This is a genomic window from Streptomyces sp. NPDC003016, assembly GCF_053591455.1.
The window spans coordinates 1-24043 of the sequence record NZ_JBSFTV010000024.1; the positions used below are offsets into that span (position 1 = coordinate 1).

16 protein-coding genes, 1 tRNA gene and 7 pseudogenes are annotated in these 24043 nt (G+C 69.4%); 12 read left to right on the plus strand and 12 right to left on the minus strand.

Going from position 1 to position 24043, the window contains the following annotated elements:
- Nucleotides 1–144: 144 nt before the first annotated feature.
- Both ACWDZ4_RS21315 and ACWDZ4_RS21320 read right to left on the minus strand, forming a co-directional pair.
- Nucleotides 145–549 carry an ATP-binding protein gene (locus ACWDZ4_RS21315; protein WP_451509985.1) on the minus strand — a complete coding sequence of 135 codons (405 nt, stop codon included), beginning with the start codon at nucleotides 547–549 and terminating at the stop codon, nucleotides 145–147.
- Nucleotides 550–701: 152 nt separating this feature from the next.
- Nucleotides 702–1079, minus strand: coding sequence for an STAS domain-containing protein (locus tag ACWDZ4_RS21320; RefSeq protein ID WP_451509986.1), 378 nt, complete (start codon nucleotides 1077–1079; stop codon nucleotides 702–704).
- 488 nt (nucleotides 1080–1567) lie between these two features.
- Here ACWDZ4_RS21320 and ACWDZ4_RS21325 point away from each other — a divergent pair, with 488 nt between their 5' ends.
- Nucleotides 1568–2758, plus strand: coding sequence for a PP2C family protein-serine/threonine phosphatase (locus ACWDZ4_RS21325; RefSeq protein WP_451509987.1), 1191 nt, complete (start codon nucleotides 1568–1570; stop codon nucleotides 2756–2758).
- Nucleotides 2759–2879: 121 nt separating this feature from the next.
- Here the strand turns inward: ACWDZ4_RS21325 and ACWDZ4_RS21330 are convergent, their stop codons facing one another.
- Together ACWDZ4_RS21330 and ACWDZ4_RS21335 are read right to left on the minus strand one after the other, a co-directional pair.
- Nucleotides 2880–4658, minus strand: a complete 1779-nt coding sequence (locus ACWDZ4_RS21330) for a glycoside hydrolase family 3 protein (RefSeq protein WP_451509988.1) — start codon at nucleotides 4656–4658, stop codon at nucleotides 2880–2882.
- 17 nt (nucleotides 4659–4675) lie between these two features.
- Nucleotides 4676–5965 carry an MFS transporter gene (locus ACWDZ4_RS21335; protein ID WP_451509989.1) on the minus strand — a complete coding sequence of 430 codons (1290 nt, stop codon included), beginning with the start codon at nucleotides 5963–5965 and terminating at the stop codon, nucleotides 4676–4678.
- Between the two features lie 174 nt (nucleotides 5966–6139).
- Between ACWDZ4_RS21335 and ACWDZ4_RS21340 the strand changes: the two genes are divergently transcribed.
- Complete coding sequence (locus ACWDZ4_RS21340; protein WP_451509990.1) at nucleotides 6140–6805, plus strand: TetR/AcrR family transcriptional regulator; 666 nt, start codon at nucleotides 6140–6142, stop codon at nucleotides 6803–6805.
- A gap of 220 nt (nucleotides 6806–7025) precedes the next feature.
- On the opposite strand, the pseudogene ACWDZ4_RS21345 reads toward ACWDZ4_RS21340, so the two are convergent.
- Nucleotides 7026–7394 (minus strand): annotated as a pseudogene (locus tag ACWDZ4_RS21345) (MerR family transcriptional regulator); the annotation flags it as partial.
- An 804-nt stretch (nucleotides 7395–8198) separates the two neighbouring features.
- Here ACWDZ4_RS21345 and ACWDZ4_RS21350 point away from each other — a divergent pair.
- The gene (locus tag ACWDZ4_RS21350; protein WP_451509991.1) at nucleotides 8199–8330 is read left to right on the plus strand and encodes a hypothetical protein; all 132 of its coding nucleotides are present in this window, start codon (nucleotides 8199–8201) and stop codon (nucleotides 8328–8330) included.
- 254 nt (nucleotides 8331–8584) lie between these two features.
- Here the strand turns inward: ACWDZ4_RS21350 and ACWDZ4_RS21355 are convergent, their stop codons facing one another.
- Nucleotides 8585–9736: a hypothetical protein gene (locus ACWDZ4_RS21355; protein WP_451509992.1), complete on the minus strand. Its 1152-nt coding sequence runs from the start codon at nucleotides 9734–9736 to the stop codon at nucleotides 8585–8587.
- A gap of 220 nt (nucleotides 9737–9956) precedes the next feature.
- Nucleotides 9957–10154, minus strand: a pseudogene (locus tag ACWDZ4_RS21360) (IS701 family transposase); the annotation flags it as partial.
- Between the two features lie 298 nt (nucleotides 10155–10452).
- Here ACWDZ4_RS21360 and ACWDZ4_RS21365 point away from each other — a divergent pair.
- Nucleotides 10453–10887: a hypothetical protein gene (locus tag ACWDZ4_RS21365; RefSeq protein ID WP_451509993.1), complete on the plus strand. Its 435-nt coding sequence runs from the start codon at nucleotides 10453–10455 to the stop codon at nucleotides 10885–10887.
- Nucleotides 10888–11653: 766 nt separating this feature from the next.
- On the opposite strand, the gene ACWDZ4_RS21370 is transcribed toward ACWDZ4_RS21365, so the two are convergent.
- The gene (locus ACWDZ4_RS21370) at nucleotides 11654–12226 is read right to left on the minus strand and encodes a dihydrofolate reductase family protein (RefSeq protein ID WP_451509994.1); all 573 of its coding nucleotides are present in this window, start codon (nucleotides 12224–12226) and stop codon (nucleotides 11654–11656) included.
- 329 nt (nucleotides 12227–12555) lie between these two features.
- Nucleotides 12556–13302 (minus strand): annotated as a pseudogene (locus ACWDZ4_RS21375) (saccharopine dehydrogenase family protein); the annotation flags it as partial.
- Nucleotides 13303–13601: 299 nt separating this feature from the next.
- On the opposite strand from ACWDZ4_RS21375, the pseudogene ACWDZ4_RS21380 reads away from it, so the two are divergent.
- From ACWDZ4_RS21380 to ACWDZ4_RS21390, 3 genes and pseudogenes are all read left to right on the plus strand, one after another.
- Nucleotides 13602–13760 (plus strand): annotated as a pseudogene (locus ACWDZ4_RS21380) (HAD family phosphatase); the annotation flags it as partial.
- Nucleotides 13761–13912: 152 nt separating this feature from the next.
- On the plus strand, nucleotides 13913–14824 hold the full coding sequence (locus ACWDZ4_RS21385; protein WP_451509995.1) for an alpha/beta fold hydrolase: 912 nt from the start codon (nucleotides 13913–13915) through the stop codon (nucleotides 14822–14824).
- A 34-nt stretch (nucleotides 14825–14858) separates the two neighbouring features.
- A complete protein-coding gene (locus ACWDZ4_RS21390) occupies nucleotides 14859–15596 on the plus strand; it encodes a MerR family transcriptional regulator (protein WP_451509996.1) in 738 nt (245 codons plus the stop codon).
- Nucleotides 15597–15876: 280 nt separating this feature from the next.
- Here the strand turns inward: ACWDZ4_RS21390 and ACWDZ4_RS21395 are convergent, their stop codons facing one another.
- Together ACWDZ4_RS21395 and ACWDZ4_RS21400 are read right to left on the minus strand one after the other, a co-directional pair.
- Nucleotides 15877–16692, minus strand: a complete 816-nt coding sequence (locus ACWDZ4_RS21395; protein WP_451509997.1) for a sulfite exporter TauE/SafE family protein — start codon at nucleotides 16690–16692, stop codon at nucleotides 15877–15879.
- Nucleotides 16693–16996: 304 nt separating this feature from the next.
- Nucleotides 16997–17146 (minus strand): annotated as a pseudogene (locus tag ACWDZ4_RS21400) (GNAT family N-acetyltransferase); the annotation flags it as partial.
- An 81-nt stretch (nucleotides 17147–17227) separates the two neighbouring features.
- Here ACWDZ4_RS21400 and ACWDZ4_RS21405 point away from each other — a divergent pair.
- The 5 genes and pseudogenes from ACWDZ4_RS21405 (at nucleotide 17228) to ACWDZ4_RS21425 (ending at nucleotide 22080) form a co-directional block, all read left to right on the plus strand.
- Nucleotides 17228–17299: transfer RNA gene (locus ACWDZ4_RS21405), tRNA-Ala, on the plus strand.
- 363 nt (nucleotides 17300–17662) lie between these two features.
- Nucleotides 17663–18592 (plus strand): annotated as a pseudogene (locus ACWDZ4_RS21410) (TerC family protein); the annotation flags it as partial.
- A 562-nt stretch (nucleotides 18593–19154) separates the two neighbouring features.
- Nucleotides 19155–19313, plus strand: a pseudogene (locus tag ACWDZ4_RS21415) (potassium/proton antiporter); the annotation flags it as partial.
- Nucleotides 19314–19801: 488 nt separating this feature from the next.
- Nucleotides 19802–20629, plus strand: coding sequence for a pentapeptide repeat-containing protein (locus ACWDZ4_RS21420; RefSeq protein ID WP_451509998.1), 828 nt, complete (start codon nucleotides 19802–19804; stop codon nucleotides 20627–20629).
- A gap of 218 nt (nucleotides 20630–20847) precedes the next feature.
- Nucleotides 20848–22080, plus strand: a complete 1233-nt coding sequence (locus ACWDZ4_RS21425; protein WP_451509999.1) for a cytochrome P450 — start codon at nucleotides 20848–20850, stop codon at nucleotides 22078–22080.
- A 70-nt stretch (nucleotides 22081–22150) separates the two neighbouring features.
- Here ACWDZ4_RS21425 and fabD read toward each other — a convergent pair whose 3' ends face one another.
- On the minus strand, nucleotides 22151–24040 hold the full coding sequence (fabD, locus tag ACWDZ4_RS21430) for an ACP S-malonyltransferase (protein WP_451510000.1): 1890 nt from the start codon (nucleotides 24038–24040) through the stop codon (nucleotides 22151–22153).
- Between the last annotated feature and the right edge of the window lie 3 nt (nucleotides 24041–24043).

Consider the following 24043-nt stretch of genomic DNA (forward strand, 5'->3'; position numbering starts at 1 on the left):
TGACCGATTGCTGTCATGTGCTCTCCTCCTCCGGCTGGTGCGCTTCCGGGCGGCGTCTTCCCGCCCTGCGAAGGTGTATGCCTGTCATCTGACCTACGCCCGGTGGTGGGGCCACGGACCACACGCTCAGCCGGGCCAGGACGGTCACCAGGGCAGGCGGGTGCGTACCGTCTTTCCCGGGCCGGGGCCGGGCACGGTATGGATCTCACCCGCCAGCCGGGTGATCATCTGCATGCCCCACCCGCCGGTCGCCCCCGTGACATCCGGAGCGCGCAGGCACGGAAGAACGGTACTGGTGTCACTGACCTCGATCAGCACACCGTCACCGTGCAGGGTCAGCCGTACAGTGCATGGCCCCGGGGCGTGGCGAACGGCGTTGGTGACGAGTTCGCTGACCACGATCAGCACCGCGCCAGTGGTATCCGCACTGGTCGGCTTCCCGCGGACGCGTTCGACATCGGCCAGGAAACCGGTGGCGGTCTCACGCGCCTGGGCGGGCGCGTCGCTGGTGCCGGCCAGGTCGATGCGACGCTGCATGCTCGCGCTCATGAACGTAATTCCCCCCGGAAGCAGGCGGTCGGTAACTCCTGGTACTAGTGGTACGACTGCCCTGTATAAGGCCCGATAAGGGCGACCAGTGCGGTTGCAGCGGAATCCGCCCCGCTGCTCATGCCCGCTCCGGTGAGCCGCGGGGAAATGGGCTACGTGGGTTCGGCCTGCCGGCCGGCAGCGGCCAGCAGGAGCCGTGCCTGCTCAACGGTGGAGGCGATGGTGAAGATCTTCTCTGCCCCCACCAGCGTCAGCAGGTGCTGAAGGCGCTCCGGGACCGCGGCCAAGGCCAGAACCCCGCCGACGTCCTGAACGGCCTGACGAGCCGTGAGCAGCGCGTTGAACCCGCGTGAATCACAGAACGAGATGTCCGCGCAGTCCAGCACCACCCGCCGGTAACCGGCGTCAAGCACGTCGCTGACCGCCCGAGCCAGTACCGCTTCGCCCCCCAGGTCCAGCTCACCGGCCAACGCCAGCACCGCGTCCCGCTCCACCACCGCCGGTGTAATCACCAGCCTCTCCACCGGCACCCGCCACTCCTCATCCTCAGGACATCTTCGGGCGGCAGCCCGTATGGAACCGCCCCGGGGCTCTGCCCAGACAACGGGTACATCATGCCAGTCATAACGCGGTGACAAGCTCTGGCCACACCCTTGGCCGGTACAGAACAACAGATGGCGGGGCGACGACCAGCCGGTCGTCAATCGCCACGCTCAACTCCTCCCCCGCAGATCGGACCTGCCGCCCGGGTCGACCTGCCCGCCCGGCTGTGCCCCGACACCGTGAAACAGCGGCGCCCTTCAGGCGCGGCCGACCGCGGCCAGCACTGTGCGATGCGCCGTCGGCGCGCCCTGTACGGCTTGTGACTGACCAGAACCGGCGAGGCTGCGGAAGAGCCCAAGCGTGCCGTCCGGCCTGAGGTCTCCCGCCGAGGCGCGTACGGGCTGAGGCATGTGTCGCAGCTGTGATGCATGCCGTGTCGGCGGGAAGGAGAGTCCCTACTCAAAGGGAGGCTGATGTGGCGCGTGATCGGATCGGACTGGCTGAGATGCTGGCAGCGGCGGAGGATGCCGCGCCGGTGGGCTCCCTCGATGTCGTGGCGCGTCATCTGCGCGACCGGTTCGGCGCGCGCTACGTGTCGTTCCTGTTCGTCGACGTCGTCGGTCGACGCATGCTGCGGGTCAGCGAGAAGACGGCTGCGCAACAGGAGCAGCGCGCCGAACAGGTCTCCCTCGCCGGCAGCAGCGTCTACGACGAGGTCCTGCGCACCCAGAAGCTGGTGCAGGCGCCGGAGGGCGAGCAGGGGCAGCGGGTGCTCGCCCCTGTCACGAACCGCGGCGACACCATCGGTGTTCTGGAGCTGTTCCTGACCCAGGTCACTCAGGACGTGCTGGATGAGGTCGAAGAGGCTGCGCACGCGCTGGCGTACATCATCGTCACCGACCGCCGGTTCACCGACCTCTACCACTGGGGCAACCGCACCACCTCGGTCAGCCTGGCCGCGGAGATCCAACGCCAGCTCCTGCCCTCGGCCCCCTCCTGCGAAGCCGTCGAGTTCACCCTCGCCGGCGCCCTGGTCCCGGCCTCCGACATCGCCGGCGACACCTACGACTACACCCTCGACCACGACACCCTGCACCTGTCCGTCACCGACGCCATGGGACACGACGTCGACGCCTCGCTCATAGCAACCCTCCTGGTCAACGCCTCCCGAGGAGCCCGCCGCGCCGGGACCGACCTTGCCGAGCAGGCCCGCCGGACCCACCAGGCCCTCCTCGACCACGGCCGGCGGACCTTCGCCACCGGCCAGTTGCTGCGCATCGCCCTGGACGGTTCCAGCGCCCAGCTCGTCAACGCCGGCCATCCCTGGCCGCTCCGACTGCGCGACGGTGCGGTCGACGAACTTCGCCTGGCCGTGGACCTGCCCTTCGGCGTCGCCGGGCAGGGCCCGTACCAGGTGCAGGACCTCGACCTGCGCCCCGGCGACCGCCTCGTGCTCTACACCGACGGCATGCAAGAACGCCAAGCGAAAACCACCGACCTGCCCGGCCTCATCCGTAAAACCGCAACCGAGCACCCCCGCGAGGTCGTGCGCACCCTGGTCACCGCGGTCACCGACGCCTGCAACGGCCGCGTGAGAGACGACGCCACCGTCCTGTGCCTGGACTGGCACGGCTCCCATCCCGAAGGCCGCCGCGCGAACGCCTGAGCTCTGGGAACGTGTCCGATGAGCCGTCGCGGGGAGCTGCCCCGCTTCCTGGAGCGTGCCCAGCTCCAGCAGTTCGGCCAGGCGCTGGCTCCGCTGTCCCGCAGTTCAGGGGCGGTACCGGTCAGATGGTCAGTCCGTGGCCGTAGGGGAAGACCGGGTTCTGCGTGTCGTTGGGTACGTCGGGGCGTGATGCCTCGACCGCCGCCATGGAGCGCGGCAGTTCGAAGGGCAGGCGGCCCTGCGGTGTGGCTCGTCCGAAGGCGACGTCGAGGAGTGCGGCGTCGCTCGCGCCGTAGTCGGCGATCAGTGCCGCGGCCCGCCCGGCGATCTCGGGGATGACGGCCGCCCGCTCCAGGTTGATACAGACGAGGGTCGGCACGGCGTCCAGGAGCCGCAGTATTTCCTTCAGTTCGTCGTCGGGGAAGGCGAGCGAACCGGAGTGGAAGAAGGACTCGAACCTGGTCGCGCGCGGCTCGTGGGGGGTGCGCAGGCGCAGTACCGCGAGGTCCGCGTCGGCCGGGCGGGCGACCACCTCGCCGTAACGGGCGGCGGTCTCCTCGGCGACGCCCTGGAGGTACAGCTTGGGCCGGCCGGCCGGCGGGAGGAGCGAGTGATTGGTCAGGACGGTCAGCGAGCGGCGTTGCGCCGCCTCGCCGGCCCTCTTGTACGGGCTCGCGCCGACGATCTCCTCGGCGCGGTCGGGATCGATGTACGGGCTGTCGAAGAGGCCGAGCACGAACTTCTCGCGCAGGAGACGTCGCACGGAGGCGTCGATGCGGGATTCGGTGATCCGTCCGGAGCGGACCAGCTCCACGATGATCTCCGGACACTGCTCGCCGCCGAACTGGTCACAGCCGGCGTCCAGTGATTTCGCCGCCCGCTCGGCGACGCTCAGGTGCTCCACGCCCCAGGCGCGGGCGACGTGCATGTCGCCGAATACCGGCGCGTCGTTGAGCAGGCCCCAATCGGTGCAGACGATGCCCTGGAAGCCGAGCTGTTCGCGCAGCAGTCCGGTGATGACGCCCTTGTTGAAGCCGAAGCCGACCTCTTCCCAGTCGGTGCCGACGGGCTGGCCGTAGTACGGCATGATCTGCGCACAGCCGGCGTCGATGGCGGCCTTGAAGGGCGCGAGGTGGTACTCGCGCATGCCGCCGGGGTAGACCTGCTCCTTGCCGTGCGGGAAGTGCGGGTCCTCACCGTCCTTCTGGGGGCCGCCGCCGGGGAAGTGCTTGACGATGCAGGACACGGAGTCCGGGCCGGGCCTCTCGCCCTGCATGCCGCGGATGTACGCGCGGACGAGCTCGCTCGTCGTGGCGGCACTGGAGCCGAAGGTGCCGGACTGGCGCGACCAGCGCGGCTCGGTGGCCAGGTCGATCTGCGGGTGCAGGGCGGCCCGGAACCCGACGGCGAGGTATTCGCGGCGGACGGTGCGGCCGAACTCCTCGACGAGCGCGGCGTCACCGATGGCGGCCAGTCCCAGCGGTTCGGGCCAGGCGGAGAAGGCGCCGGCGTTGAAGGAAGCGCCGGGGTTGTCGGTGAAAGTGTGGCGCGGGTCGGTGGAGAGGGTGACGGGGATGCCGAGGCGGGTGTTCGCCGCGAGCTCCTGGACGCGGTTGGCCCACAGCGCCATCTCGCGCACGCCGTACTGGCCCAGGAGGTTGAAATGGGTGAGGTGCTTGCCTTCGACCAGGTCCGGGGTGGTGAAGGGCAGCATCGAGGTGGCGGAGTCCGTGACGAGGGATCCGTCCGGGTTCATCGTCAGCATGGTGTGGAAGAGCTGGCCCGCCTTCTCCTCCAGGCTCATCCGGGCGAGCAGGTCCTCGACCCGCTCGTCGACGGACCGCTGGGAATCGCGGTACGCGGGGGTGGTGCTGCGGGAGGTGCGGGGGGTGGTGCTCACGACAGGAGGACTCCGTACTACTTGACCGTGCGGATGAACTGGACGGCGACGGCGCCGAGGACGCAGGCGATGCCGCCGAAGAGGAACAGGGCGCCGTAATTGCCGCCCCCGCCGATCGCCAGCAGCGCAGGGGCGGCGATGGGGACGAGGGACTGCGGCAGGGCGTTGCCGATGTTGAGGACGCCCATGTCCTTGGCGGACTCCTCGGGGTTCGGCAGGACGGCGGCGGCGAGCGCCACGTCGACCGAGAGGTACAGGCCCTCGCCGAAGCCGAAGACCACCAGGGCCGCGACGAACACCGGGAAGGAGTGGGCCGTCGCGATCAGGGCGAGACCGGCGGCGATCACGAGGGACGAGCCGAGCACGTACGGCTTGCGCCGGCCCGACCTGTCCGACAGCACTCCGCCGAGCAGGGAACCCACGACGACGGCGGCCACCATGGCCGTCATGGCGACGGCCATCTTCCCGGGGACCTCGTCCTGGCCGTATCCGAGCCGGTCCATCAGGAAGTACACCTGGTAGCTGGTGACGCAGGAGATACCGACGAAGACCAGGAAGCGGCCGACGAAGTTCCAGGCGAAGTCGGGGTGCTTGCGCGGGCTCACCCAGAAGCTGCGCAGGAACTCGGCGAAGCTGTAGGGGGCGAAGGCGCCGGGTGCGGCCGGCCGGTCCTTCATCAGGACGGCAAGACAGACGGCGCCCGCCAGCCCGAGCAGGGCGGGAACGACGAAGGCCAGGGCCAGGTCGGCCCGCAGGGTGCTGGCCAGCACCGTGCCGACGACCAGGGCGATCGACGTCGTCATGCCGACCGCGCCGGAGACGAGGGCGCGCTGCCGCTCGGGAACAAGGTCGGGTACGCAGGAGGTGAGGGCGGCGAGCGCGGCGTTGCCTCCGAGTTGCGCGAGCGCCCAGCCGAGCATCAGGACCGGCACGCTGCCTCCGAGGCCGACGACGGCCAGGCCGAGGAGGCCGGCCGCGGCGCCGCCGACGAGCCAGGGGCGGCGACGGCCGAAGCGGCTGGTGGTGCGGTCGGACAGGGCGCCGAAGACCGGGTTGCCGATCATGGCGAGGACAGCGCCGAGGGAGAGTACCTGGCCCAGAGCGGTTCCGCGGTCGGCCTCGGGGACAATCTGGGCGACTCGCAGGGCGAGGGTGACCGTCACCGGAGTCAACAGGGCCAGCATGATCCCGAACTGCGCGAAGGCGAGGCCGAAAATCAACCTGCCGGGCGCCTTGTCCGGCTCGGGCGCAGAGGCGGCCTGCTGCACCTCGTGAGAGAGGGAGTCGGCGTCATGCGTGACGGCCATAATGGCTCCAAAGGGGACGAGGCGGCATCCTTGCCGCGTGACGCTCACACAGTAAGCGCGAAAACCGAGTAGGCAGTAGGTTTCTGCAAAGTGGCCTGCGTCACACCGAAGTGTCCGGCGGTGGTTGTCTGCATGGCCGGAAAACTCCCCCAAAGCGGCCGCTAAGGTTGTTCCATGACCACAGAGCAGGGGCGTAAGCAGGGCCGAGCCGCAGCCCGAGGCACCTACTCGGTGGGCGATGACCGCCGGGTGCGCATTCTGGACGCCGCCGTCGAACACTTCGCCCAGTGGGGATTCCACGCCTCGTCCCTCGCCCGCATCGCCAAGGACGTCGGCATCACACAGGGCGGCCTGCTGCACCACTTCCGCAGCAAGGAAAGCCTGCTGGTCGCCGTACTGGAACGCAGCGACGAGCAGGACGCCGAGAAGTTCTTCACGGCCGAGGTCACGTCGGCCGTCGAGTGCTTCACGACCCTGGCCGAGCTGACCGCGCACAACGCCACCCGTCTCGGCCGCACCAAGATGTTCAACATCCTGCTGGCCGAGGCGGCCAACCCCGGCCACCCGGCCCGCGCCTACTTCACCCGGCGTGACGCCGAGGTACTGGACAGCATCACCAAAACCCTGCGCAAGGCCGCGGACAGCGGCGAGCTCAAACCGGACACCGACCCACCGTCCCTCGCCCGGGAAGTGGTCGCGGTCATGGACGGCCTCCAGCTCCAGTGGGCCCTCGACCCCCACGGTGTCGACATGCCGACCCTGTTCCGCGCCTACGCCGACAGAACCCTGCGGGCGTGCACCGTGGCGGGTACCGGCCTGCCGGACCAGCAGGACGTCTGACCGCCCCCCTTCCCCGGCCGGTTCGATCCGCGTGTGACGCGGACCAGCCTCGGGGGCCTGCGGCGTCATTCCGCCGGGACTCCCGGCCCGGACCGGCTTTGCCGGACACCGGGCACCGGGCGCAGGTCCGGGCCGGGAGTCCCGGCGGGGAGCCCGTGCCGGAGCGGATACCGGAGCGGATACCGAGGCTAAACAAGCAGCTCAGCAACGCCCGAGTAGTCGCCGCTTCGTCGGCGCGGTGGTATTCGGCGTGGAGGCGTTGGGCCTCTTCGAGTTGGTCTTCGAGGATGACGATGCGGCAGGAGGCGGCCGCGATGGGAGCGCCGTGGTCGACGAGTTCCCTGGCGCGGACGGCGATGCGCAGTTGACAGCGGAAGTAGCGCCGGTGACCGTCCGCGGGGCGGTGGCGGGGCGGTGGCGGGCTGCGCCGATGGCGCGGAGGAAGCCCTGGGCAGTGCCGAGCATCTCGGCGGTCCGGCCCCTGGTGCGGGCGGGGCAGCCGTCGTCATCGAGACGGCCCGTAGGAGTCGTCTGCTGTCCTCGCACCTCTCGATGGAACGCGTGGAGGGGCCCTGGTGCCATATGGCACCAGGGCCCCGAAGGAACTGCTACACCATCTGCCGGCCCCGGTACTGCGCCGGCCTTCTGTTTCCGCGGACCCGGCCTGAGCACTGCCGGGGGTGCGGGGATCGCGAATGCGTGACCGAAGACCACCTGCCTATCGATGTCCTGCGGCACCCAGGCTCCGTACTGCCCGCCCGGGCGATCCTGATGGCGCTCAATCCCTCCGTTCTTCCTCTGGGTCACTCACTTACCAAACGGGAACTGCGAACCGCTGGTGGCCTCGAACAGCGCCACCCTTCGACAGCCAGCCCCGTCGCCCGTCCTGCATCTGCTCTGGCTTGGAACCCCACTGCCGAACCTCCCGGTACGCGCGCCCGCAGCCAGACGCCTTTACCGAGGAACTGCTGAAAACCGCACTGCTGGTACTGCGCGTGGCGGCCCCTGATCACTGCGGGCCACCCGGTCCGGCCGTCAGTCCCGTTACCTTCCTGCAACCGCTCTGGCTTCGGAACTCCACCGCCACACCGTCCTGCGAACTGCACTTGTGGGTACTGCTGCCCGGCAGTTCATCTCTGCCGGGCCCTTCTCGATCTCGACTACGAGAGAAACCATAACCACACCACCACCCAATGTCTACTCCGGCCACCATAGATTTTCATGCGTTCGACGGTGAGGTAGTCGCCCTCGAACAGGGCAGGGACAGGCGGTGGCCCCATGGGGCTGCGTCGCCGATCCGACCGGCGCCGCTACGTCTCGCCAGGCGCCGCAACCAACCCGCCCCGCCGCCATCGAGGTGTCCGCCGGCCACGCCGGCCCGCGGACACTCCGCATGCGCACCCCTGACCAGTACGGCGGCACGGGAGGCTTCGGCCGGCCCACGGTCGACCACCTCGCCCGCGCCACCGCGGTGACCCTCCGGACGACCGACGGGAAGACCGTAAGCGCACTTCTCACCCGGTAGCAGAGGTCCGGGTAGGAACGGACCAGGAAATCGGTGTTGCTCTCAGGATCTTTGACGGGCTGTGAGCCGGGGCCGGGTTTCACCGGTCTCGGTGCACGGGCGGGTGAAGGGACTTCCGGGCACAGGTTTCCGGGACCCGCGCCGGGCAAGGGCCGCCCCTTCAGCCCGGCCGAAGCCTCCCGTCGCCCCCTTGTACGGCAGACCGCTTCGCGGGAGGCACTGAAGCGGGGGCGGAGGAATGACGTCGGCGTGCCCTACTTGTTCGGGTCCCGGAAGCGGCCGAATGCCTTCGTGAGGGAGTTCAGCGGCGAGCCGCCCGCCTTGGCCGGACCCGGCGAGGGCGGCCGGGGCACACCGTCGCCACCGGTCACCTCGGCCAGCGCGGCATGCGCCGCCTCGGCCGCCTCCCGGTAGAGGTCACAGGACTTCGTCATGGCATCGAGCGCCTCGGCGTACTTGACGACCATGCCCTGGGCATGGACCAGCTCCTCGTCCGGGGTCAGCAGGTGCCAGCCCTGGCGCAGCCGTGTCAGAGCCCGCTCGGCGTCGCCGGGCAGCGACTGCGGCAACGCGGCGAACTCCTTGATGGCATCCAGGAGTTCTGCCGGTTCGGAACCGTCCAGGAAGACAGTGCGCACCGTGAAACGCTCCGCGTCGTAATCCGGACTCCGCGGCTCCGCGGGCAGGACGACGGCGCCGCCGCGCGGCATCCGCACGTTCAGCTCCCGCTTCATCGCGAAGTCGGCGATCTGTGCCTGCTCCGGTGTGCCCCGGTGCTCGACCACCCGGTGCCGCAGGCTCGGCGGCAGGAACGTGGAGACCGGCTGCTGCCCCCGCGCGTCCGGCGTCATCGCCTCGTGCACCACGACATGGATGAACCAGCTCTTCCGGGAGCAGTCCCGCAGCCGGTGGCGCAGCTCGTCGTCGTCCTTCGGCAGGTGGTTCGCCGCCCGCAGGCGCACGCCCGGCACCGTGTCGTGGCCCCAGGCGACCCGGCCGCTGTCGGGCCAGAACATAGTGGCGGGCGAGGGCCACCGCATGTCCCACGTCAGCTCCGCCTCGGCGGCGAGGACCCAGGTGATGCCCTCGTCCTCCTTGCGGCGGGCCTCGGAGTCGTACGTGGTCAACTGCGCACGCACCATGACGCCGTCGGCCACGCGCCAGCGGGCCTCGAAGAGGCGACGGGCCGACGGACCGGGGCCGGCGGACTCGTCCCGCGGGTGCAGGACGGTGGAGCGGGCCGCCTCGGCGGGGTCGAGGTCCAGGAAGTCGTCGAGCACCCCGGCCGCCTTGAGGGCGATCAGGTTGCGCCGGACGTCCTGCTCGGGCTCGGGCCCGAGGTGGCGCCCGCGTCCCAGCCACGCGGTGTCGGGGACGATGGTCGAAGAGCTGCTGTTCTTGGCCATGGAATCGTTCTGTGGAGGGATCGGGGCCCGACCAGTATGGCCCTAGTACTGCAACCGCGTCGTACATGACGGGGGTCCAAGTTCAGGGGCCGTGACCTCGTCGTTTGCAGTGGCTGATGCGTGCTCGGTGTTGGGCTCGGCGTCGCCGGCCGGGTCTGTGTGGCCGGGGGAGGAAGAGGTGCCGTGAGGTGGGCGGTCAGGCGGCGGATCTCGGGCAGGCTCAACGGGTCAAGGGGCTGGTCATCGGAGTCGGGCCCCCTTTTCCTGGTTCGTCCGTACGCACCCTTGTCAGGTAGGCGTGGGGCGCCATGGCGAGGGAGATGCGCCGGTGCCGGGCATGGTATTTGCGGACTTGGCAGTGGTCGAGGCCGCATTCGTTCTTCATCGCCGCCGACACCCTGCACCAACGAGCTGGTGCGTGATTGCGGGTGATGTGTCCTTGCTGGTGGGTGACATGATCGGGGTGTGGCGATCATGGTCAGCAGGGTGGTTCTCGCGCATCAGGTGTTCACGGGGATCTCCCGGCATCATCTGGCTTGTTCGGCAGAGGAGCCGGCCGTGGAACCTGGGCGTTCACCCTCGTGCGAAGCACGCTGACTGTCAGCAACGCGGCAGGTCAACTGTCACAGACTGCGCATGTGCGAGCTTCTTGTCATCCTCCCGCGCCTCAGCGATCATCCAAAAAGCGGGAACCGATCAGCGTCGGCGCCAAGTCGGTGTTTCTCAGCGGCGGTCAGCGGCAGCCGGCCGGTTGCGGCCCGAACGCCCCGAAGCCCGCGCTCAGCAATGAGCGCCTGCTCGGCGCCGGGCTCTTCGACAACAACGAGCTTGTCGTGTCCGGCCAGCTGGGTGTGTGGTACGGGCGCATCACGAACAACTCGCACGGTGTCTACCAGTCCCACGCCCCGCACAAGGCGGGCGACTCGGGCGGCCCGGCCATCTGGCACGTGCCAGGCAGCGAGTATCCGTCCGAGGCCAACGGAGGACGCGCCGAGGGTCCCTGGGCCGGTATCACCAAAGCGCGCATCCTCGGCGTCCCGCCCTACGTCTACACCAGTTCGGCGAACATCCTCGCCGACCTCCGTGCCCGCGACGCCGCCGACCCCGCCAACGTCTACGGCGGGGGCTTCGAAGTCACGGCCAACCCGTAACAGGTGCGCGGAGCGCGTGATCGGCGGAGGCAAAGACGTGTACCGGGGTTCCTGTGCCTGAGCGGTTGCTTCGGCCGGGAACCGGTGCGGGCCGTTACGCCGGACACCTTCCAGCGCTGGTTGGAGCCGGAGTTCGGCGTCCACAGCGTGACGGCAGCTCCGTCGTGCGTGGCCCGACCGTCGGCATCGAGCAGTCCTCCGGTGGCCGCGTCACTGCCCCCACCGTCCTCTCCTCGATGCTCACCACTCACCGCGCGCACGGCGGTGGCCTGGCCAGGCCCGGCATCGGGGGTGGGCTGCTGGGCGCGTGCTGTTGTCGGCCGGCCGGATCGACAGCTTCGGCCCTCGGCTTCCGTTCGAGGACACCTCGGCCCCGGGCGTCGGCTTCTTTCCTGAAGGCGGCGAGCTGGGCGAGTTGCTCCGGGGAGAGCAGCCATGTCTCCGGATCCGTCGTACGGCGCCCCGGCTCCGGGACGGCAGGAGGGGAATCGGTACGGGCTCCGGCGCGGTGTCGGTCTCGGCGGTGCAACTCTCCGGGCCGGTCCCGGCCTGGACGGCGAACAGGCCCAGTTGGCCGGGCACCGCCGCCTGCTGGTGCGCGTGGACGGCCACTACCCGCCGTACCGGAATCAGCCGGACGGCCAGGTCTTGATCTTGGTCGACGTCGCCGGCACTCGTGTGCCGGCGCCGGTCGTGGTGACGAGGTCGGTGGTCCGGTTGGTGGTGGAGTGGAGCTTGCGTAGCAGGCACCAGAGCGGGAGTCTTGTCAGCGGACGACGTCGAAAACGTTCTTCTGCAGGCCGTTGGCATAGGCCTCGTGCTCGATGAGTTTCAGCATCTGCGTGTCCTTGTCCGTGGCGCTGAAAAGCCGCTTGCCTGCGCCGAGCAACAGCGGGAAGACGATGAGGTGGTAGCGGTCGATCAGGCCGGCGTCCGAGAGCGCCTGGTTCAGGGAGGCACTGCCGTGGACGATGATCGGTCCGCCCTCCGTCTCCTTCAGCGCGGCTACCTCGTCGAGTGAGCGCAGGATCGTCGTCTCGCCCCAGTTCGCCACCAGGTCGTCCTCGGTGAGGGTGGTGGAGACGACGTACTTCGGCATCACCTTGTAGTCGGCGAAGTCCTCCATGCCGGGCCACACCGGGCTGAACACCTCGTAGCTGGTCCGGCCCATCAGCATCGCGGTGGCTTCCTTCTGCTCCCGGCCCTTGATGTCGAATGCCTCGGGGAGGAACTCGACGTCCTTGAAGGTCCACCCCGAGTTCCGGTAGCCGGGCTCGCCGCCCGGGGACTCCACGACGCCGTCGAGCGATATGAAGGCGGTGCTGATCAGGGTACGCATCTCAGGTTCCTCGGTGTCTCGTGTCTGGTTTTCAGTGGGTTCGGCCGGTGCACGCTTCGACCACACTCGTGGCTGCGGTAGACCAATCATGAACTCTGACTGTGGATCACGTAGAAACTCATCGGCCGTCGCCCTCCCGTTCCGGCGGCCTCGGTCAGCCGGATCACCTCGGTGATCCGGAGGCGTACCCGATCCTGAGAACTGCCAGCAGCGCAACAGCGACGAGCGCCACGACCAGGCCGAAAACCGCCGCCAGCGAACAGGCCAGCGAAGTGGAGTTCAGTCCGATGACGAGCGCATCGGTGAAGCCAATCACATCGGATCGGCCGCTGGTTGTCGACCAGGTGGTACAAGCACACCTCGCGCGATTGGCCGTCCTTGGTTCCCTTCACCCAGGTGCCGACGCACGTCTTGCCGTGGATGCGGTCGCCGAGCGTAGCCGGGTCGGGCAGGCAGGCGGCCACGACGTAGCGCGGGGAGACCTGGGCCGTCGGCCAGGGTCACCTTCCCGGTGCGGTCCAGGCCCAGTTTGTGCAGCGTCTTGAGGGCCTCGATGAACTCATCGTCCAGCCCGTACGTGAAGGTGACCCGCTTGGCATCCGCCTGACGCGGGATCAGCAGAGCTTCCTCGTGGGCGCCCTTGACGCACTCGACCGGGCCGATGCACTCGGGGGAGTCGAAGACCTCCGGTTCACCGAAGGGGGTGGTGGTGAACCAGCCGCGGTCCTTCTCCCACTCGGCAGCGCGCTCGAACTGGGCGTCGCCCAGCTTGACACCGCACACCTCGTACGGTGCTGGGGGTGCGGGTACGACAGCGACATCGCCATGTCGGGACAGTGTGCGCCGACCGCCAGGGCCGCGACGAACAAAGGCATGACGAACCGCAGGTCGGTGGCGCTGAGCAGCACGTCGCACCGCTCCTGGGCGAGGAGCACGGTGACCACCGCCTGGTCGGATGCGCCGATGCGCGCCGCGCTGAACCGGTGGGCGAGGTGGCAGGGATGCACTGCTGTCCCGCCCGCGAGGCCGTCGGATGGGAGAGCATCACGTGCTGTCCGAGGCCGAGCAGGCCGCAATCCGGCAGACCGTCCTGGATCATATCCCCTGCGACCTGGGGCTTCCCGGTCAGCTGTGGACGCGGGGCTGATAGGCGGGCTGATCTTCAAGCTGTACGGGGACCGGTTCACCGAGCCCGGGGCGGGCAAGTACCTCAAACGCTGGGGCTGACCTTCCGGCGTCCGGACAAGCGGGCGGTCGAGCAGGATGAGGGAGCGGTCCGTGTCTGGCGTGAGGAGACCTGGCCGGCGATCCGGGCCAGAGCGAAAGCGAAGAACGGGGAAGTCCTGTTCACCGACCAGGCCGAGGTCCGCTCGGACCAGTTCGGACCGACGACGTAGTGGTGGCCCTGCTGCGCCGGGTACGGAGACACATGCCCCTGGCCCTGGTGACCAACGCGACCCTGGAGTTGGAGCGCGACCTTGAGACGATGGGGTCGGCGGATCTCGCGGACCACGTCATCAGCAGCGCCCGGGTGACGCGTCATGTCCCGCGGTCAACGACATGAACGTGCATGGCGGTGAACTTCCGATCAGCCCCACGGCAGCGCGTTGAACAGCTGCGCACGTTTCGGATACTGCGGCGGAAGGGATTGACCCTGCCCCTGCGTCAGGGTTGGAGCCTTGTCCCATGACGAACAGCAGCACTTCCTCGGCTCGGCTCGCTCCGCCGACCGGAGGGTTCCAGGAGATCGACGGCCGCCGCATTTTCCTGCATCGGTCGGGCAGCGGCGGACCGGCCGTGGTGTTCCTGCCGGGCGCCAGCGCGGTCGGCCTGGACTATTTCGGTGTCCAGCAGGGGGTTTCGCGGTTCACCACCGCCGTGGTGTACGACCGCGGCGGCACGGGCTACAGCGATCACCTCCCGCTGCCGCGCACCGCCGCAGCGGTCGCCACGGAACTGCGTGAGCTGCTGCGCGCCCAGAACATCGCCGCCCCATACGTTCTGGTGCCGCACTCCCTCGGCGGCTTCTACGCGCATCGGTTCGCGCAGCTCTACCCGCAGGACGTGGCCGGGTTGGTCTGGCTGGACGCCTTCCACCGCGACTGGGACGACTTCATGCCTCCCGCGGCAGCTCTGGCCGCGGTCGAGCGGATGGCGCCTGATCGGGAGCAGCTGGAACAGACGCGCCCGGCCCGGCGCGAGATGATGGCCGAGTTGCTCGCGGACTACCCGGAGCACGTGCGGCAGGCACTGGTCGATGCCAAGGTGAGTGAGGGATGGACCCACGTCGGCATCGCCGAGCGCACCAAGGTGGCCGAACTCGCCACCGAACTGCGGGCCGGGCCGAACGTTCCCGACGTCCCGGTGGTCGCTCTCACCGTGTTGGGCACCGACCCCGGCCAGCAGGCGCTGACGTCGGAGCGGACGGTGCAAGAGATGCTTGACGGCAGGACGAGAATGGACGCGGCTCTGGTGAGCGCGGTCTCGCACGGGGAGCAACGCATCCTCTCCGACACCGCGCACCACCGGCTCTGCTTCGACCGCCCCGATGCCGTGGTCCAGGCGATCCACGACGTCGTCGACCGGGTCCGCCCCTAGACTCGGCCCGACTCACGAGGACCCGAGGAGGACGGTGCTCACGATCAGCCAGCTCGCGGCAACCGCAGGCGTGACCGTGCGCACCGTTCGCCACTACCACCACGTCGGCCTGTTGCCCGAGCCCGGGCGCGACGCCTCCGGCTACCGCCGCTACAGCGCGCAAGCGGCGGTGGATCTCATCCGGATCAGGACCCTCGCCGATGCCGGGGTGCCGCTGGCCCGTATCGACGCGCTGCTGCACGCACAGCCGACTGAATTCGCCGCGGCCGTCACCGACATCGACGTGGAATTGCAGCGCAAGATCGACCAGCTCACCGAATACCGCCGCCGGATCGCCGAACTGGACAGTGGCGAAAGGCTTGTCCTGCCTCCCGAGGTGGTCGCCATCCTGAACCGGATGCGCAGTCTCGGGGTCAGCGAACGGAGGGTACGACTCGAGCGCGACTCGTGGATCCTGATGCAGGCGCTGGACCCGCACCTCGTGCCGCAGCGGATACGGGACAAGAACGCCGGCTTCGACGACCCCGAGACGACGCGCCTGTACCTCGCCTGTGATCGATCAGTCGACTGGGATCCGTACGACCCACGCCTGGACCGGCTCATCGACGACCTGGAAGCGTGGGAGATCAAACACGCACGAGACAGCAGCCGGCCGGGTTATCTGAAGCTGGTCTCTTCCCGGATCTCCGAGGCATCACCGGCATGGCAACGCATCGTCGATGCGCTCGCCCACCGCGCCAAGCAGCGTCGCGCCGCCGGGCACGACAGCTGACAGGCGCAGCAGAACCCGAGAACCGCCGCACTCTCGACGCCGGGATCAGCGGCTCCGCGATCTCCCACAGCCCATCCGGAACAATCCGACTCCACGTACCCCGGCCCCATGCATCGCCACAACCCGAGTTTCGGCAGCGACTGTTCAGGACTCCGGGAGGCACCCGCCCGGGCCGGAGTCTGTGTTCACAAGAACGGGAGGCAACCCGTCGGCCTTACCCGGTGTGGGCAGTTGAGGTACGGGAAGTTCCGGCGAGCTTGATCTCCGAGTCTCGGCACCGTCAGTTGTGACGGGCGAGCTTGACCGCGGAAGCGAGCAGGATCACGGCCGGCACGGGGATGAGCACCAGGTCCGGGAACACACCCAGGAGCAGCCCGCCCAGCACCGCGCCGGTGACGGAGCCTGCGGCCATGACCAGGGTGAAGCGCAGGTTCGCGCCCAGCACCGCGAAGCTGCCGTCACGGCTGTAGCGGGCGAAGGCCACGAGCATGGTCGGCAGTGAGACCAGCAGGGAGAGGCTTCCCGCGCTCTTGATGTCCTCTCCGAACAGCAGCACGATCGTTGGGATCAGCAGCTCGCCTCCGGCCACGCCCATGATTGCCGCGACCAGCCCGATGCCGAACCCGGTCACGACACCGGCGGACACCTGAGCCCACAGCGGCAGCGCGAGCGCGCCCAGGGCGGTCGTATGCGTGACCACCAGGGCTGCGGCCATGAGCACCATCAGGGCGGCCAGCACCTTGTAGAGGGTGGCGCTGCGCATACGTACTGCCCAGGTCGCTCCGGCCCAGGCACCCAACAGGCTGCCGGCCAACAGGTTGACCGCGACCGGCCAGCGTGCGGCGACCTCGGCGGCCGGGACCACTGCCAGCCGGGCGGGCAGCGCGACCAGGACCACGACCAGGCTCATCGCCTTGTTCAAGATGACGGCCGACAGCGCGGCGAACCCGAAGAGGCTGATCAGCAGCGGCAGGCGGAACTCCGCGCCGCCCAAACCGATCATCCCGCCCAGAACGCCGATGGCCGCTCCCGCGCCGAACACCACGGGTGCCGGGCGCGTCGAGCGGAGGGGAACGAGGCTGTGGTCAGTGGACATGACGGGCATCCTCGCTGGTGACCGCCCCTGCCTGCTACGGCACGACCCCATCTTCGGCGAAAGGAACCGGGTGTCCGCTCAGAATTCGTCCGGACCTCCGAGCACCAGAATCGACGCCCAAGCCCGCTCTGCGCTGGCACACTCGGCAACCCCGCACCCGGACCTCACGGGGCGGCGCCGGTGCTTTCGACAGCACTTGTACGAGCACTCGCACGGGGGCTCGGGCGCCGGCCGGTGTCTGACGGAAGGCAGCCGACCGCCCGGCTGCCCCCTCGGGCATCTGCCATCGGGCGGGGACTCGGGGTTCCCTTCGCATGAGAACGCACATCGTCTCGTGGCGACGGATTGACCCGTCAGGTCCTTCCTCGTCCCAGGCATCGGGTTCGCGGCCGTAGGCGGCGTGGCCGAGTCGCTCGTACGGGGCGCGAGCCCGGGGGTTGCTCTCCTCTGCCTTGGCCGCACTGAGTGATCCGTCGTCCCCTTCGACCATTCGAAAGTGGCGGAGCACGGGTAGCCCGTAGGATCGCGAGTGGATGGGGCGTAGCGCAGTGGTTGTCGCGCCTTCACCGCATGTGGGAGGACGCCGGTTCGAATCCGGTCGGCCCCATCCCACCCGAGGCGGTGGTTCCGGTCCCGCCGGGCGCTCCGGCGGGAGGTGGGCCGTCGCCGGTAGATTCGCTGTGACCTGGCGGCCGAGGGGAGGCCCGGGCGGCCGGCGGGCAGCGTTCTCCGCCTGCCGACGCTAGCCGCGGGCTGTGGTCGTGGCGGGGAACTCGGCGTGGTGAGCGCCTCTGGCATCCGCTACGCCCTGTGGGCCCCCGCGTCCGGCCACGACCGCGTCGACGCGCTTTGCGCCGGGGTGACCCTTCATGGCGCCGAGCCCCGCTCCGCGTGCCCCCGAAAGCGTAATGCCGCACACTTCGATATACGGGCCGCCGTTCACGAGCGGCCCATGATGAGGGTGTTCGGTGTGCTTGAGGTCCCGTTGTGGCTGTGGGGGGCTTTCGCCGCGACCGTGGTGGTGTCGCTGGCGGTGGATCTGCTGTCCCACCGCACCGCGCACGTCATCGGTTTCAAGGAGGCCGCCGCCTGGAGCGGCCTGTGGGTGGGCCTCGCCCTGATCTTCGGCGCCGTCGTTTTCGTCGTTCTTGGTACGACGGCGGGTACCGAGTACACGACGGCCTGGCTGCTGGAGAAGAGCCTGTCGGTCGACAATCTCTTCGTCTTCGCCGTGATCTTCGCTTACTTCAAGGTGCCCCGCGCGTACCAGCACCGGGTGCTGTTCTTCGGCGTCATCGGCGCCCTGGTCTTCCGCGGCATCTTCCTCTCCCTCGGCGTCGCCGTGGTCAGCCGCTTCACCGCGGTGCTGTTCGGCTTCGCAGCGGTCCTGTTCTACAGCACCTACAAACTCCTCAAGGACGAGGAGGACAGCTTCGACCCGGGCAAGAGCTTCGCCGTACGGATGCTCCGCAAGATCATCCCGGTCCGGGACGAGTACGCCGGGGCGAAGTTCTTCGTCAGGGAGGCCGGCAAACGGACAGCGACCCCGTTGCTCGCGGTGGTCGCGGCGATCGAGGCCGCCGACCTGATCTTCGCCGTCGACAGTGTGCCGGCCGTCCTCGCGGTCAGCGACGACGCGTTCATCGTCTACACCAGCAACGCGTTCGCCATCCTCGGACTGCGGGCGCTGTACTTCATGCTCGCGGGGCTGCTGGACCGCTTCCACTACCTGAGCAAGGGCCTGGCGATCATCCTCGCCTTCATCGGCGGCAAGCTCATCCTCCAGGCGTCCCACAAGATGATCAGTCCCAGCATCCCTGAGATCCCCTCACCGATCAGCCTCGCGGTCATCGTCATCGTCCTGACAGGCTCCGTGGTGCTCAGCCTCACAAGGCCGGCCCCCATCCACCTTCCGGAACCGGCTGACGGGCGGAGTGACGTCTCCGCGGCCAACGAGCAGGCCGAGGCGCGCTGCGCACCACCTGCGGTGGATGCCCCTGTGCCACCCACCGGTTCACCAGATCGGGACGGTGAAGCGCCTTCGCGCGCGAGTCGGTCAAGAAGCCGACCACTTCCGGGTAGGGCATTTCGGGCATATAGTAAAGAAATGGTCAAGATGAAGCGCAAGGTTGACACATACGTGTGTCCGACCTGCCAGCAGTCCGTACCGGCCGCGGTCCACCGCCACAAGACCCTCGGGGTGTTCGTTCCCGTGTGGGGCCCGGGTGCATGTCAGAACCGCGACTGTCCCGACTACCGGTTGGATCCCAGGCGCAAGCACCCTCCGGCCCGGTAGCGAGATCGACCACGTGTCGTGAGCCGCCTGCCTGGACCGGTGCGTCTGCCCTGTGCCATCGCGAACTCACCGGCACTGCCGATGCGGGCCGGCGGTGGTTTCGCGGCCAGTCGGCCAGTCCGGCTGCGCGGGCGCCGCGCGCCCAGAGTGGCCGGATGCGCCGGGCCCTCGCGCGCAGACGGTTCTGCGAACCGGCGATGAGCTGCTTCTGGGCACCACGCCAAAAGTGCGGGAAGCCGCGGAACAACGCCTGCGCGCCATCGGACGGCGCGGGAAAACCGCCTGCCGGCTCGGCGGGCACGGACACCTCGAACCACCGCTCCCGGGCGGCGGGCGCCGAACGGTCAGCGCCTGCGGCGGCGGGCAGCGACGCGGCAGGGCAAGGACCATGGCGGCCGCCCCATGGCACCGGCGAACGGGCTGATCGCCGGCGGCGGGCGGTGAGCGCGTCTCGCCGTCCCTGGGGCGTGGATACGGCAGGAACGTCCTGGCGGGGCGGGACGTGCTGGCGGCGCGCGGCGCGCGGCCCACCGTCCTCGTCCGTACTGCTCGCCACTACGCGCCCCGGGCCCCGGGCCGCCCCCGTCCGAGCAAAGGCGCAGGCCGGAGGGCACTTCCTGCCGTGTTCTCGGGCGAGCCAGGCGGGTATCGCGCCCGTCCCCCCGGAGGCGGGCGCGGGCCGGCGGGAGGCAAGTGGTAGCGGCGCACGGGACCGGATAGGATGGGAGGCTGCCTTCCCCCGCGCACAGGGCCGGACATCGCAGGGGGTTCAGTAGTGGTCCACCGCCCCGCCTCACCAGGAGAGCAACCGCCTTGTCCCAGCACACCCCGAACGCCGCCAACCCCGACCTGCAGGCCGACTGCGGGAACTGCTTCGGCCTGTGCTGCGTGGCGCTGCCCTTCTCCCGCTCGGCGGACTTCGCCGCGAACAAGGCCGCCGGTACCCCGTGCAGCAACCTCCAGCAGGACTTCCGCTGCGGTATCCACGAGCGGCTGCGAGACAGCGGTTACAACGGCTGCACGGTCTTCGACTGCTTCGGGGCCGGGCAGAAGGTCTCCCAGGTGACTTTCGAGGGCCGCAGCTGGCGCGAGGAGCCGGCTTCGGCCCGCACGATGTACGAGGTCTTCCCGGTCATGCGGCACTTGCACGAGCTGCTGCGGTACATCGCCGAGGCCATGGACCTCCCGGCCGCCCGGCCCGTCCACCGTGATCTGCGTCGCGCCCACGACCGGATCGACGCGATGACCCGGGACACGGCCGAGTCGCTGCTCGCCGTCGACGTGACGGCGTTGCGCGGGGAAGTGAACGCGCTGCTGCTGCGGGCCAGCGAGCTCGCCCGCGCCGAAGTGCCCGGCCGCAAGAAGGACCACCGGGGCGCCGACCTCATGGGCAAGCGCATGCGGAACGCCAAGCTGCGCGGCGCCAGTATGCGCGGCGCCTACCTGATCGCCGCCGACCTGTCCGGCGCGGACCTGCGGGAGGCGGACCTCATCGGTGCGGACCTGCGGGACGCGAACCTGTGCGGGGCGGATCTGACAGGGGCCCTGTTCCTCACGCAGCCGCAGCTGAACGCCGCCCGGGGTGACCGGGCGACCAGGATCCCGGCGGCGCTCCAGCGGCCCGGGCACTGGGCCGCGTAGAGCCAGGACCACCGGCACGGCTTCGTGGGGGGGGCCGGTCTCCTTCGTGCACCGGGCCGGGACCGCGTCCCCCGGGAGCACTCCCCGTCCCCCCGCTCGGCCACCCCACGCGGCCGTGGCCGGGTGCGCCCGCCGCCCCGGGTACGGCCGGACCAGGTGGCGCATTAGTCTGGCTCGGCGTCAACTGATGCACATCGTGCGACGAACGAGGAGCAGAGATGCCCGGGGACGCTCTCCCGAGCGAACAGATACCACTGTTCAATCCATTTGCCGAGGGGTTCACCGACAACCCCTATCCGCAGTACGCCCTGCTGCGGGAAATCGCTCCGGTCTACGCCCACCCGATGGGGTTCTGGGTCATCACCCGGTACGAGGACGTGTCGGCGCTCCTGCGTTCCGGTGCGTCGGTCGAACTGCGCAACGTCACCTCGGGTGCGATGGTCAACCTGCGGCAGAAGGACGAGTCGCGCAAGACCCCGCTCATCGACGGCTTCTCGATGATCGACCGGGACGCGCCGGACCACACGCGGCTGCGCAAGCTGGTGCAGAAGGCCTTCACGCCGAAGTCGATCCAGGCGCTCGCGCCGCGCATCGGCGAACTCGTCGACGAGATGCTGGACCGGATCGCCGACGAGGGCCGGGCTGACCTGGTTCCCGCACTCGCCTCTCCGCTGCCGTTCACCGTGATCGCGGAAATGCTGGGCGCGCCGTCCACCGACCACGCGCGGATCCGCGAGCTGAGCGGCACGATGGTCCGCTCCCTCGAACCGGTCGCGGACCCGGGCCTGATGCAGGCGATCGAGGCGGCGGACGAGGAACTCGCCGGGATCACCGCCGAGATGATCGCCTGGAAGCGCCGCAATCCCTCCGACGATCTGATGACGGCTCTGATCGAGGCGGAGGAGGACGGCGACGCGCTCAGCGACGACGAACTGGTCGCTCAGATCCTGCTGCTCTACATCGCGGGTCACGAGACGACCGTGAATCTGCTCGCCGGCGGCACGCTGGCGCTGCTGCGCCACCCCGACCAGCTCGCCGCGCTGCGCTCGGACGCCTCCTTGATGACGAACGCGGTCGACGAGCTGCTCCGTTACGACAGCCCGCTCCAGTCGAGCCGGCGCATCACCGTCGAGCCCACCGTGCTCAGTGGGGTCGAGATCCCGGCCGGTTCGTTCGTGATCGCGGGTCTGGCCTCGGCGAACCGGGACGAGCTGCACTGGGGTCCGGACGCGGACACCCTGCGCCTGGACCGGGAGGGTGCCCGGGGGCACGTCTCGTTCGGTTCCGGTTCGCACCACTGCCTGGGGGCTTCGCTGGCCCGGCTGGAGGCGAGCATCACCTTCGAGCGGATGCTGCGGCGGTTCCCGAAGCTGGACCTCGACGGTGATGCGACGTGGAACGGCCGTATCAACGTGCGCGGTCCGGCCTCGCTGCCGGTGTCGGTCGGCTGAGTCCGTCCTCCGGGCGGATACCGCGAAAGGGCTCACCGGGTCGTCCGGTGAGCCCTTTCGCGGTGCCGCCTCACACCAGAGCCGGGGCGTCCTCCCGGGTGACGGAGAGCAGTCCCTCGCGCAGTCTGGCCATCGACGCGGTGTTGTTCCCGAACTGGTTGATCGCGAACGCACCTCGGTGGTCGGGTCCGTAGCCGTGCTTCAGGAAGTTGGCGAAGGAGCCGCTGGCGCTGAGGTCCACGAAGTAGTGGTGGCGCGGGGCGCGGAACGAGGTGGCCATCAGCTCGTCGAAGCGCACCCGGCCACGGATCACGTCCCAGACGTAGGTGTCCCAGTTCTCCAGCGAATCGCTCTCCAACTCCCCCGCGTAGGCGCAGGAGTAGACCGGCAGCTGCGGCCGGCCGACCGGCACGGCCCGGCCGAGGCCGCGGCACTCGTGGCGGACGTCGTCGAGGAGGCCGGAGTGGAACGCGTACCGGACGGGCAGTCCGACGGCGATCACCCCCTCCTCGTCCAGCGCGGCGCGCGCCTCGGTGATCCGCTCGCTCTCGCCGCTGACGACGAAGTTGCCCGTGGACTCCCCCGTGTAGTTGACGCCCGCGAGTGACAGGCCGCCGAACAGGTCACGCCGCCGCCGGTAGAGGTCCGGTGGGGCGAGGACGCTGAGCATGCCGCCGGGGCGGCAGCGTGACTTCAGCAGGTGGGCCTGCTTCATGACGAGGTCCAGGCCGTCCTCGAAGGACATCACCCCGGCGACGGTCGCGGCGATGTACTCGCCCAGGCTGTGGCCGAGCACCGCGTCGGGGTGGAAGCCCTCGTCGCGCAGGGCCTCGGTCAGGCTCCATCCGATGCTGTAGAGGGCGGCGTGGGTCTGCAGGATGTCGTCGAAGTCCTGGCCCCGTCGGGAGGTGTCGTGGATCGCGGCCACCAGTGAGGTGCCGTTGGCCGCCTCGTACAGCGCGCTGCACCGGTCCATGGCGTCCCGGAACACCGGATGCGCGTCGTACAGCTGCTGCCCCATCCGGTGGTACTGGGTGCCCTGTCCCCCGTACATGAAGACGACTTCGGGCCGCTGCCTCGTCCGGCGCGGGGCGGGCGGGGTCTCGTCGAACCCGAGGGGCTCCTGGCGGATCTTGTCGGTGAGCTTGGTCAGTACGTTGCCCGGGCCGATCTCGTGGAAGTCCCGGTGCCCCTGGCCCATCAGCCAGGAGACCGACTCGTACCACTTGACGGGGCTCGATATCTGCTGGACGAGCAGGTCCGCGTAACCGGTGGTGGGGTACGGCCGGGCCGTGAGGTTGGCGATCACGGGGATCGTGAGCGCACCGAGCCGGAATCCGGAGAGGTAGCGGGCGAACTCGTCCCGCACCTCGGTCATGCAGCGCGAGTGGAAGGCCGCACTCACGTTGAGGGGGATGAAGGCGGCCCCGGCCTCCGTGTAGACGGCGCGGACCTCGGGTGCGAGGACTTCGTCGTAGGCGCCGGAGAGGATGCACTGCTGACGTGAGTTGATGTTGGCGATGTCGATGCCGCGGTAGGGCAGACCGGCCAGGATTTCGGCCACCCGCTCCTGGTCCAGGTTCACCACGGCGGCCATCGCGCCCTTGGGGGCCCGGCTCATCAACTCGCCGCGCTTGCGCACCAGGTCGAGTCCGGTGGCGAAGTCGAAGGCACCGGCGGCGAACAGGGCGCAGTACTCCCCCAGGCTGTGTCCGGCCACGACGGCCGGCAGCTCCCCGCCGGAAGCGACGCGGTCCAGGTACTGGAGGGCGCTGACCGCGTAGAGGGCGGGCTGGGTGTACTCCGTCCTGCCCAGCACCCGGTCGGGGTCGTGGAGGCACAGTTCCCGGAGCGAGTAGCCGAGGATGTCGTCCGCCTGCGCCACCAGGTCGGGGAACTTCTCGAACAGCCCCTCTCCCATGCCCTTGCGCTGCGAGCCCTGCCCGGGGAATACGTACACCGA